The sequence below is a fragment of the Saccharopolyspora sp. genome (assembly GCF_017434145.1).
Classification (GTDB): Bacteria; Actinomycetota; Actinomycetes; order Mycobacteriales; family Pseudonocardiaceae; genus Saccharopolyspora_C; species Saccharopolyspora_C galaxeae.
This window is the reverse complement of sequence record NZ_JAFRFW010000101.1, coordinates 1-11,507: the sequence shown is the minus strand read 5'-3', so window position 1 is coordinate 11,507 and position 11,507 is coordinate 1. Positions and strand designations below refer to the sequence as shown.

General features: G+C 70.1%; 8 protein-coding genes and 1 pseudogene. 1 reads left to right on the top strand and 8 read right to left on the bottom strand.

The features are described from left to right. The 4 genes from IJH84_RS02740 to IJH84_RS02725 form a co-directional block, all read right to left on the bottom strand. Window positions 1-1,968 (bottom strand): GtrA family protein (locus tag IJH84_RS02740; protein ID WP_295139833.1); only part of this gene is annotated, 1,968 nt, incomplete at its 3' end. Beyond that, window positions 1,965-2,354, bottom strand: coding sequence for a GtrA family protein (locus IJH84_RS02735; protein WP_295139831.1), 390 nt, complete (start codon window positions 2,352-2,354; stop codon window positions 1,965-1,967). The genes IJH84_RS02735 and IJH84_RS02740, both read right to left, overlap by 4 nt. Further along, window positions 2,351-3,304: a glycosyltransferase family 2 protein gene (locus IJH84_RS02730; RefSeq protein ID WP_200073020.1), complete on the bottom strand. Its 954-nt coding sequence runs from the start codon at window positions 3,302-3,304 to the stop codon at window positions 2,351-2,353. The genes IJH84_RS02735 and IJH84_RS02730 overlap by 4 nt, the downstream gene beginning before the upstream one ends. A gap of 223 nt (window positions 3,305-3,527) precedes the next feature. Next, on the bottom strand, window positions 3,528-5,585 hold the full coding sequence (locus tag IJH84_RS02725) for a glycoside hydrolase family 43 protein (protein WP_295139827.1): 2,058 nt from the start codon (window positions 5,583-5,585) through the stop codon (window positions 3,528-3,530). Between the two features lie 139 nt (window positions 5,586-5,724). Here IJH84_RS02725 and IJH84_RS02720 point away from each other — a divergent pair, with 139 nt between their 5' ends. After that, window positions 5,725-7,809, top strand: a complete 2,085-nt coding sequence (locus IJH84_RS02720) for a prolyl oligopeptidase family serine peptidase (protein ID WP_295139825.1) — start codon at window positions 5,725-5,727, stop codon at window positions 7,807-7,809. 67 nt (window positions 7,810-7,876) lie between these two features. On the opposite strand, the gene IJH84_RS02715 is transcribed toward IJH84_RS02720, so the two are convergent. The 4 genes and pseudogenes from IJH84_RS02715 to IJH84_RS02700 all read right to left on the bottom strand — a co-directional run. Continuing rightward, window positions 7,877-8,956: a histidine kinase gene (locus IJH84_RS02715; protein ID WP_295139822.1), complete on the bottom strand. Its 1,080-nt coding sequence runs from the start codon at window positions 8,954-8,956 to the stop codon at window positions 7,877-7,879. Window positions 8,957-8,982: 26 nt separating this feature from the next. Next, window positions 8,983-9,648 (bottom strand): response regulator transcription factor, encoded by a 666-nt coding sequence (locus IJH84_RS02710; RefSeq protein WP_295139821.1) that lies wholly within the window; start codon window positions 9,646-9,648, stop codon window positions 8,983-8,985. Between the two features lie 122 nt (window positions 9,649-9,770). Then, window positions 9,771-11,240: a ribosome biogenesis GTPase Der gene (gene der / locus IJH84_RS02705; RefSeq protein ID WP_295139819.1), complete on the bottom strand. Its 1,470-nt coding sequence runs from the start codon at window positions 11,238-11,240 to the stop codon at window positions 9,771-9,773. After that, window positions 11,237-11,507 (bottom strand): annotated as a pseudogene (locus tag IJH84_RS02700) (1-acyl-sn-glycerol-3-phosphate acyltransferase); the annotation flags it as partial. The pseudogene IJH84_RS02700 and the gene der, both read right to left, overlap by 4 nt.

Below are 11,507 nucleotides of genomic sequence, written 5' to 3'. Positions count from 1 at the left end.
GGCCTGGTATCCGGGCCAGGCGAGCCGCGCGAACACGATCCGCCCACCGGTGCGGTCCACCGCGGAGAACCGCACGTCTTCAGTTCGAGCTCCCCGTTCGACATCCGATTCGACCCGGATACCGCGAGACGCACCGACCCGGCCATCCGGCCACGCAGGGGCCGCCACCCGCTCGAGGCGCGTGACCACGTCGTTGCGCTGCACCACGCGCCAGCCGGACGGCGGCACCGGTGCATCGATCAGCTGCCGCTGCACGACGACGTGCCGGACCTTGAGCTGATCGGCCAGCGGCACCCCGGTCTCATCGACCGTCCACAGTCGACGGTAAGCGTCCGGGCAATGCGCCCCGAAGTAGCCCAGGCACAGCCGATCGTGCAGCGCGCGGTACCCGATGCCGGTGTAGGCGACCAGGCTCGGCACTCCGGCCACAGCGTGCATGTTGCCGAACAGCAGATGGCGCCAGACGGCTCCGGAAGCGATATCCTCCTGAGGTATCGCCGCACGATCGGCGATCTGCACCACGGTGCCCGTCCGCAGTCCGGCGAAATCATCCCGCAGCCGTCGAACGTCGGACGGGAAGTTGTAATCGGCCACGTCGCGGTTCGCCGGGAACCAGCAGAGCTGGAGCACCAGTGCGACAACGGTCCCGGCTTGCAGCACCAGCGGCATCAGGCGCACCCGCAACGCGATCGCGAGCAATCCGCCCGTCAGCAGCAGCGAGACGGCGTAGGCGAACCACAGCGACGGCCACGCCGCGAACGACAAGTACCCGCACAGCACCAGAACGCCGACCGTGACAGACCATCGCAACCACACCCGGTCCCTGCGCAGCCCCGCACTCACCACGACCGCGAACACGACCGACAACGCCAGGTACGCCAACGGAAGGTGCCGCAACGGCCAGCGGAACAAGCCGACCTGCGAAGGCCCCAAGCACAGCAGGACCGCGCACGCGGCAACGATCAACGGCCCGGCGAATTCCCTTGCGCGCCGCGCGAACGCACGCCAATCGAGCCAAGCCAGCAGCGGAACGACGAACCAGGCGAAGTACATCGCGGGCACCGTCATCCGGAACGAACCGAACGACCGGATCTGCGGCACGAACCCGGGCAGGCTCAGATTCAGCAGATCACCCGGGTCTGGCGCGAGCATCCCCACGTTGAACAGCACGAATCCGGTTCGCCAGCCGACCGCGGTGGTCGCTAGCACCGGCCAGAACACCAGCGGCACCGTCAGTCCCACCGAGGCCGCGAGCACGCACATGCGGCGCGTCCCGGACACCCGCATGAACCGGAATTCCGCGAGCAAACCGGCGAAAACCAGGACGAGGGCCAACACCGCGTACGGATCACCGGCCGACACGCACAGGTACCCGGCCGCGAAAGCCGCCCAGAGCGGCCCCCTCCGGCGACACGTGCGCCGCGACGCCCACCAAGCCCACGGCACCCACGCCAGTCCCATCAGGCCACCGGCCCAGCTCGCCGCCTGGAAGTACAAGACGAAGCCGGAAACCGGCAGTGCCACGCCGAACACCGCCGCCACCGCACGCGAGGCCCCGTATTCCCGGCACAGCAGATGCGTGCCCACACCCAGCAGCACGAGGAACTGGGTTTTGACCAAGGCCGCCGCCACGGCGAGATCACCGACCGCGACGACGAGCACGAACTCAGCCAGGTGCAGCGGGTTCCACACCCCGAACAGCGCTTCGCCCGCGATGTTCCCGCCCATCCAGGAATCCGGTTCCAGCAGCGCGGGCCATTGCCCGGCGAGCAGCCGCTCCCCCAGCTCGTGCCACATCGGGAGGAACTGCGCGGCGCTGTCGTCCCAGAAGTAGAACGCGGAGTTCACCAGAACCGGCAGCTGAGCCAGCAGTGCGACCGCGACGGCGACCGCCGCGGCAGCCAGCACCTCTTGCGAGCGCGACCCGGTCCGGGCCGGATCGGCGGATGCGGTTTCCACAGTGCTCATGCCGTCACCCGCTTCCGGATGCCACCGGTGAGTGCGCCACGGCTGAGCAGGTAGGTAAGCGGCAGCGCGACTACACCACCGGCCAACGTCGCCGCTCGCGCATCGATCCCGGCCACTCCCACCAGCACCGACATCGCAGCCGTGCTCAGCGTGAGGCTGCCGACGTGCGAAACCGGGTACAGCAGCAACGAACGCGCGCAGGGCAGCACCCCGAAGGTGAACTTGCAGTTCAACAGGTAGGAGCAGCTCATCGCGAGCACCGTCGCCGCCGCGTGTGCCATCCAGTACGGCAAGACCGGGCGCACGACCGTGAACACGGACAGGTGCACCGCGGTGTTGATCCCGCCGACGCCGGCGAACCGGACCAGCGGCCACCGGGCGATCATGCGGACCACAACTCCCCCTGCACCGGATCGGCGGAAGCGCCGCAGAGCACAGCGCTCCCGCGGTCGGCAGCCCGCCCACCGGTCTCCTTCACCAGAAAATGCGGCCGGTGCTTGGTTTCGAGGTGGATTCGTCCCAGGTATTCCCCGATCAGCCCGAGGCAGCCGAGCTGCACGCCGCACACCGCGAGCACTCCGGCGAACAGCGCGGGCACCCCGGCCACCAGCCCGCTCAGCGAGCCGAGAACCAGTGCCGCGCCCAGATGCACCGCGAACCGCAACGGTTTGTGGTGGAACGAGAAGAAGCCGTCCAACGCATATTCGAGCAGTCCTCGCCTGCTCCACTTCGACCGCCCGCCGCGCCGCGGCACGTGCGGCAGCGGCACGTGCGCGGTGTCGAAACCGATCCACGCGAACAGACCCTTGGAGAACCGGTGCTGCTCCGGTAATGCCAGCAACGCTTGCACAGCCCGCTGCGAGAGCACCCGGTAATCCCCTGCCCCGGCGGGTATCCGCAACCCGCGGAACCCGTTGAACACCCGGTAGAACACCTTCGCAGGCAATGCCCGGGACAGCGGCTCGTGGCGGCGGTCCCGGCAGGCGACCACCTGATCACGGCCGTCGTCCAGCAGCGCGAGCATCCGGCCGAGCAACTCGGGCGGATGTTGCAGATCCGCGTCCATGATGGCGACGCGGCGCCCGCGGGCGCGCTGCAAACCGGCCAGCAGCGCGGCCTCCTTGCCGAAATTGCGGCTCAGCGACACGAAACCCAACCGGGAATCGACAGCGGCCAGCGCTCGCACCTGCGGCAGCGTGCGGTCCGTGCTGCCGTCGTCGACCACGACGATCTCGTACTCGGTGGCGAGCCGGGGCAGGACGCGGCACAGCGCGTCGTGCAGGTGCGGCAAAGCGCGCTGTTCGTTGAAGCAGGGAACGACGACCGTGAGATCCATCAGGCTGCTCTCATCCAGACTTCACCGCCGCCGTGCGGAAGCGGTGTGCGATCACTTCGGGCAAGGCGAAGTTTGCGCAGCGGCGGTGCCGGCCCCCCGTCCGACACACCGGCGAATACCCCCTGCGGGCGAGAAGCCGGGAAATGTGCATCGGGCACGAACCGCTGGCATCAGGGATCGAGCGAAGACGGCAAAAACCGTTCCACAGAAGAAGAATCGAGCGCTACAAGTCAGCGCATTGCCCGGTCGCCGCGCCGCGGACCGTGTTCGGCCGCCCCTCATTCACCGGCGCGGGCGCATTGCCCCGGCAGCTCAACGGACCGTGCACCTCGGCGCCCGCGACGACCGGGCGTGCATTGCCGGTCAGCGTCAACGCCCCGCGCACCTCTGAACCGTCCACCCGAACCGGCCCACGCGCTCCCCGCACCCGAACCGAGCCGTTGATCGTGCTCGCGGACAACCACACCGCGCCCGAGTCCTGGGCGATGACCGGGCCGTCGATCACCGAGTTCACCGCGACCAGCGACGCACCGGGCGCCAGCCGCACCGGCCCGCGAACCTCGGCTCCGTCCAAACAGGTCACTCCGGTGATCAGCAGCTCGTCGGAGCGCCCGCGCACGTGCGAAGTGCAGTCGGCGACCGGCAAGGTCACCGCGACCGTGCCTTCGTCGTCGTGCACGTCGACGTACTGGCCGCCCGCCTGCTTGCGCTGGTACTGCAACGACAACGCGGCCACGCCGTGGGGCGAACCGGTCAATTCCGCGCCGTTCGCCGACGGCGCCACGGTCACACCGGAACCCGGTCCCACCTCGGCCCGCACCCGGTTGAGCACGTTCGACAACGGCATCGCCGATCCGGAAGAGGTGTCCACCCGCCAACCGACCCGCCCGCGGCCGTCCCGCATCTCCACCAGCGGCCGGTCCGTGCGCAACCAGAAGGGTGCGACACCGGAAGGAATCGGCCGATCCGCCGTGGAGCCGTCGATCAGCAGCGAAGACGCGTCCGGAGCCACTCGCATCCGCTGGGTGTAGAGCCGCCGGTGGGTGTCCGTCGCGGGCCGGCCGTGATGCACGTAGTACAGCTGCGACGAATCCGGAGAGGCGATCACGCTGCCGTGCCCGGTCGAGTACATCCCTGCACCCGGATCCTCTTGCAGCACAGGATTGTCCGGGCTCTTGCGCCACGGACCGAGCGGACTGTCGGCCACCGCGTACCCGACACCGTAGAACCGGTTCTGGTAGTTGTTCGCCGAGTAGGTCAGGAAGTAGCGCGGCCGCCCATCTCGGGTACGCGTCTTGAGGACCGTGGAACCTTCGGCCCACCGGCGGTCCTTCTTCTCGCCGCCGGACTCGGCGTAGTCGTTGACGTGGGCGTTCTCCCAGTCCTGCGGATCCGAACCGTAGTCCAGGATCGGCGCGAACCCGTCTTTGCGGATGCCCGGCGGGTCGGCCGGTGAGCCGTTCGCGTCGCGGTAATCCGGGGTGATCCGCGGCATCGTCGTCCCGCTCGGGTCGTGCCACCAGTCCGCGTCCAGCTCGACCGCGGAGACGTTGGACTCCTCGATGTACTTGCCGAGTTCGTGGTCCCACACCCAGTTCCGGTAGGCGTTGCGGGAGAAGTACAGGTAGATGCGCCCGTCGTCGAAGAAGACGTTCGGGTCGATCGAAGGCAGGTACACGCCCAGCGGCGCGGTCCGGCCCTCTTCCAAGGTCGCCGGCGGCTTCTTCTGCTCGGCGTCCATGAGGACGTTCACGTCGTGGTAGTCCGGATCGTACGGCCGGTAGTCGAGCGGCTCGGGCGCGATGTTGCGGAAGGGCCCGGCAGGCGAATCGGCGACCGCCACACCGATCTTGCTGGGCTCTTCGAAGTCGGCGTGGCCGAAGTTCTCCTCCACCCCGTCCCGCAGCAGCGCCGAGTAGAACAGGAAGTACCGCCCGGTCTCGGGATTGTGGTAGACCTCCGGCGCCCAGAACCAGTCCCGGCCCCACTGCGTCCCGTCGGCCATGTCCAGCGCGCCGCCGGGAAGCCGGTGCCAGGTCGCCAGGTCCGGCGAGCGGTAGATCGCGAAGTGATGGCCGGGGTCGGCGCCTTCGGTGGAGTAGGCGAAGTAGTCGCCGCTGCGCGGATCCCGCAGCACGAAGGGATCCGCCGCCGGAAGCGCGGCGTCGTTGTAGTAGGTCGCGTCGGTGGACCGTTCCCCACCGGCTGCAGTGGACCCGGTGGCCAGCAAGATCGGCAGCGCGAATAGGAATCCCCGCACGCGGGGCCACCGGATCGCCACTCGGCCCTCCTAGCCACGCAACGAACTCACCAGAGCACCCGGCGTGCACACTTCCGCCGCGCTGCAGCGCGTGTCAAGGGCCGACACGCCGACGCAACCTGATTCCTCTCCGACCTTCTCGAGCTGGCAAGGTGCAGTCATGCCGTCCGCGCCCTCGTTTCCCCGCCACAGCGCGCGCACCCAGGGCTTCACCCTCGGCGTGCCGCGGAACTTCACCGTCACCGCAGGTGGCGAGTCCGTGCTGTTCCTCCGTTCCAACAGCGGCACCGACCGCAGCAACGCGCTCTGGGTCTGGGATACCGCGAGCGGGACCGAGCGGGTGCTCGCGGACCCGGCGAAGCTGCTCACCGACGACTCGGTGTCCCCCGAAGAACAGGCCAGGCGGGAGCGTTCCCGGGAGCGGGCGACCGGCATCACCGGTTACGCGACCGATCGGGACGGCCGGTGCGTGGCGTTCACGCTGTCCGGCCGGCTGTTCCACACCGACCTGAGCACCGGTGAGGTGCGCGAACTTCCCGCCGAACAACCGGTGGCCGATCCGCGCCCGGACCCGCGCGGCCGGTTCATCGCCTACCTCTGCGACAGGTCGCTGCGGGTGATCGGCGTGGACGGGGAAGGCGACCGGGCGCTGGCCGAGCCGGAGAGCGAGACCGTCAGCTGGGGCGCGGCCGAGTTCATCGCAGCCGAGGAAATGGACCGCCACCGCGGCTACTGGTGGTCCCCGGAGGGCACCGCGGTGCTCGCTGCGCACGTGGACGAAAACCCGGTGCAGCACTGGTACCTCGCCGACCCGGCGGAGCCTGCCAAGCAGCCCACGAGGCTGCGCTACCCGGCAGCGGGCACCTCGAACGCCGAGGTGGCGCAGGCCGTGCTGAGCCTGGAATCCGGCGCCGTCGACGTCGACTGGGATCGGGAATCGTTCCCGTACCTGGCGACCGCGCACTGGAGTCCGCACGGACCCCCGCTGATCACCGTGCAAAGCCGCGATCAGCGTGTGCAGTCAGTGCTGGCGATCGATCCGGCCAGCGGCCGGACCCGGGAAGTGCACCGCGACCTCGACGAGCACTGGGTCGACATCAAACCGGGTTCGCCCGCCTGGCACCCCGGCGGCCGTGTCGTACGGATCGCCCCGCAGGACGGCGCGTACCGGCTCTTCGTCGGCGACGACCCGTGGACACCGGCGTCGCTGCAGGTCCGGTCGGTGCTCGACATCGACGAAGACGTGCTGGTGACGGCCTCCGGGCAGGACCCGGCCGAAATCCACGTGTACCGCTGCACCGAAGGCGGGGCCGAACGCATCAGCACCGAGCCGGGCGTGCATTCGGCCAGCCGCGCCGGGAACGTGCTGGTGCTCGCCTCGGCCGGGTTGGATCGGCCGCACACCTCGTTCCGGGTGAGCGACCGGCAGCGGCGGCTCGGCGAAATCGGCTCATACCCGGAAACACCCGCGGTCGTGCCGAACGTCGAACTGCTGCGTCTGGGCGAACGCGACCTGCGCACAGCGTTGCTGCTGCCGCACGACCACAGCGCCGACCAAGGACCGCTGCCGGTGCTGCTCGACCCCTACGGCGGCCCGCACGCGCAACGCGTTCTCGCGCGCCGGCAGGGATTCCTGACTTCGCAGTGGTTCGCCGACCAGGGCTACGCCGTGGTCGTCACCGACGGGCGCGGGATGGCGGGCCGCGGCCCGGCCTGGGACCGCGCGATCAGCTCCGACCTGGCGAGCCCACCGCTGCAGGACCAGGTGGACGCGCTGCAGGCGCTCGGCGAGCAACGCGGCGAACTGGACCTGAGCCGGGTCGCGATCCGCGGCTGGTCCTTCGGCGGTTACCTTGCCGCGCTGGCGGTGCTTCGCCGGCCGGACGTGTTCCACGCGGCGATCGCGGGCGCGCCGGTGGTGGACTGGCGGCTCTACGACACGTTCTACACCGAGCGCTACCTCGGCCACCCGGACAGCGAGCCGGAAAACTACGAGGCGAGTTCGTTGCTCTCGGACGCGGCGAACCTGCAACGTCCGCTGCTGCTGGTGCACGGCACCGTCGACGACAACGTGTTCCCGGCGCATTCGCTGCGGCTCTCAGCAGCGTTGACCGCGGCGGGACGGCCGCACACGATGCTGCCGCTGCCGGGGGTGAGCCACATGCCCACCGACGAGACGACCTCGGAGAATCTGCTGCTGTTGCAGGTCGAATTCCTGCGCCGGACGCTCGGTGCCGGTTCATGAGCCCGAAACTCGCGGCGTGCGAACCGGCGCCGCCGTGGGTTCGTCGCCGACTCGGCTGCGCGCGTGATCAGCCGGGCGGCTCGAGCGGCAACGCGGCCAGCAGCGTGAACCCACCTTCCGCGGTGGGTGCCGCCTCCACCCGGCCGCCGAGCATCCGAACCCGCTCCGACAACCCCTCCAGACCGGCACCGCTACCCATGTCGGCCACATTTCCGGTCTGCGGCGGGGATTCCGGGGCGTCGTTGCGCACCTCCGCGCGGACCATCCCGTCCACGCGGCTCAACCGCACGGCGACCCGGGAACCGGGCGCGTGCTTCGAGACGTTCGTCAACGCCTCCTGCACGACCCGGTACAACGCCCGGTCGACCCCGGAAGGCAGCGGCAGCCCGGATTCCATTTCGTCGGACAGCTCCGCGCGGATGCCGGTTGCGCGCGCCTGTTCGACGAGGTCGGGAATGGCCTGCACGCTCACCGCCGCCCGGTGGCCGGACGCCAAACCCAGGGTCGTGCGCATCTCGCCCAACGCTTCCTTCGCCATGCCGCGCAACCGGTTCGCCGAATCCCGCACCTCGGCGTCCTCGCTCACGGTGGCCAACGCGGCGGCCTCCACCCCGATCAACGTGACGTGATGACCGACCGCGTCGTGGATCTCCCGCGCGATGTGGGCACGTTCCTCCGCGCGAGCGGTCTCGGCCTTCGCGTACGACTCCGCCTCGGTCGCCTCCCGCAGCCGCAGCAGACTCGCGGTCAACTGCTGCCGGGTGGCGATCAACGTGCCGATGATGATCGGGCCGCTGGCTGCCAGCAGCACGAAAGCCAGCGTGAGCAGCAGATTCGGCAGCGCCAGCGACTCGCGCAGCAGCACAGGGACCACCGCCACCACGGTCACCAGCAACACCCAGCCCGCCAGCCAAGGCGAACCGGACCGGGCACGGCCGAGCCGGAACAACGCCACCACCGTCGGCGGCCACCCCAACCCACCGGCCATCGCAGGCAGGCAAAGCAACACGGCCAGCCGCGGCCACCAGCGCCGCAGCACCAGCGCGGCACTGGCGATCAATGCGGACAGGAGCGAAAACCACGAATCCGTCTCCGCGAGCAGCACCGCCGCGCCAGGCACCAGCACCGCGAGCACATCCAGCACCACCGGCCGGACACGTGCCAGCGCGCACCTCAACGGCGCTCGCCCTCACCTGGCCCGGCCACGCGCTGCGCGATCAAAGCGGCCTGCACCCGGTTCTCCGCGCCCAACTTGCTCAGCACCGTCGAGACGTAGCTCTTCACCGTCGCCTCGGTCAGCCCGAGCTGATCACCGATGTGCGCATTGGAACGCCCGTCCCCCAACAATTCCAGCACCTGCCGCTCCCGCGCCGACAGACCGCGCACCAACCGGACTTCCTGCGCGGTGTCGCTGAGCGTGCGGAACTTCGGCAGCAACCGCGCCGCGATCCGCGGATCCAGCACCGCGCCACCGCTGGCCAAGTCCTGCACCGCACGCACCAGCGCCGCCGGCTCGGCATCTTTGAGCAGGAATCCGTGCGCACCCAACCGGAGCGCCTCGGCAACGTAGTCGTCCAGATCGAACGTGGTCAGCACCGCCGACACCGGCGGCCGCGGCACCGCGCGTAACTCGCTCAGCGCCGCGAGCCCGTCCTTGACCGGCATCTGCACGTCGACCAGCACCACGTCCGGCTGGTGCGTGCGCACCGCCGCCACCAGTTCGTCGCCGTCTCCGGCCTCACCGACCACGCGGATCGCGCCGTCGTGTTCCAGCAGTACCCGGAGGCCGCGCCGCAGCATCGCTTCGTCATCGGCAAGCACCAACCGAATCGGCCGCACCGCAGAGCTCCCCCCAGCGGGATCTGCTCGCACCCTGAGTCACCTCCCCTGCTCCGAGGGCTAGGGGCAGGCTATCGGCAAGGTCATCTTCGGCTGCGTGCAGTACCCGCCAGTTCGCCCGATCAGCGGCGTCCGCTGCGCCGGTCGTCCTTGCGCTCGCGGACCCGAACGGAGATCCGCACCGGGCTGCCGGTGAACCCGAACGTCTCCCGGAACTTGCGTTCCAGGAACCGCCGGTAACCGGCCTCCAGGAATCCCGTCGTGAAAAGCACGAGCGTCGGCGGACGCGGGTGCGCCTGCGTCGCGAACATGATCTTCGGCTGCTTGCCGCCGCGCACCGGCGGCGGCTTCGCCGCCACCAGGTCCGACAACCACGAATTGAGCTGGCCGGTGGGAACGCGGGTGTCCCAGGACTGCAACGCGGTGCGCAGCGCGGGCGCCAGCTTGGCCACCGAACGCCCGGTCTCCGCCGAGACGTTGACCCGCTCGGCCCAGCGGGCCCGGTTCATCTCGCGGTCGAACTCCGTGTCCAGCCGCCGCCTGCGGTCGGCATCGACCAGATCCCACTTGTTGCACGCCAGCACCAGCGCCCGGCCGGACTCGATGACGGTGCCGATCACTCGCAGGTCCTGCTCGGTCACTGGCTCGGACGCGTCGATCAGCACGATCGCCACCTCCGCCGCCTCGATCGCCGACTTCGTGCGCAGCGAGGCGTAGTACTCGGTGCCGCTGGCGGTGCGGACCCGCTTGCGCAGGCCCGCGGTGTCGACGAACCGCCACACCTCGCCGTCCAGCTCGACCATCGAGTCCACCGGGTCGACCGTGGTGCCCGCGACCTCGTCCACCACCGCGCGCTGCTGGCCGGTCAGCCGGTTGAGCAGGCTCGACTTGCCCACGTTCGGCTTGCCGATCAGCGCCACCCGGCGCGGACCGCCCGCCACGGCGAACTGCTCGTGCGGCACGTCCGGGAAAACGTCCAGGATCTCGTCGAGCAGGTCACCCGAACCGCGCCCGTGCAGGCCGCTGACCGGGTGCGGCTCACCCAGCCCCAACGACCACAACGCGGCCGCGTCGGCGTTGCCGCGCGCGTCGTCGACCTTGTTCGCGGCCACCAGCACCGGTCGTTTCGACCTGCGCAGCACCCGCGCCGCGGCCTCCTCGGTGGCGGTAGCGCCGACCTTGGCGTCCACCACCAGCAACACCGCGTCCGCCGTGGACATCGCCATCTCGGCCTGGTTCGCCACGGCCGCCTGCAAGCCCTTCGCGCTCGGCTCCCAGCCACCGGTGTCGACCACGGTGAAGCGTCTGCCGTTCCACAGCGCGTCGTAGGCCACCCGGTCCCTGGTCACGCCCGGGGTGTCCTGCACGACCGCCTCACGGCGCCCCAACAGGCGGTTGACCAGCGTCGATTTGCCCACGTTCGGGCGCCCGACCACCGCCAGCACCGGCTGCGGCCCGCCTTCGGCGGAATCCTCGTCGTCCTCGACGCCGTCGAACTCGTGCCATTCCGACTCGTCCGACCAGGTGCCGTCCAGGCCACCGTCGAGCGGCGCGCCCAGGTCGTCCGGGCCGCCCACCGACTCCTCGGTCACGCTCGCATCCCTCTCGCATCGTCTTCGGGGGCATCGGAGATCAACCGGTCCAACTCGGCGATCAACCCGACCAGTTCAGCGCGGACTTGATCGGTCGCGGCCGTCAACCCGGCGCGCCCCTTCGCCGCCGGCAGCGCCACCGGCTCGCCGAACAGCACGTCCACCCTGGGTAGCAGCCTACGGCCCCGGCCTTCGGGTCGGCGCGTGCCCCGGCACGCAACCGGCAGCACCTGCGCGCCGGAGGTCCGCGCCAGCCACGCCGCGCCG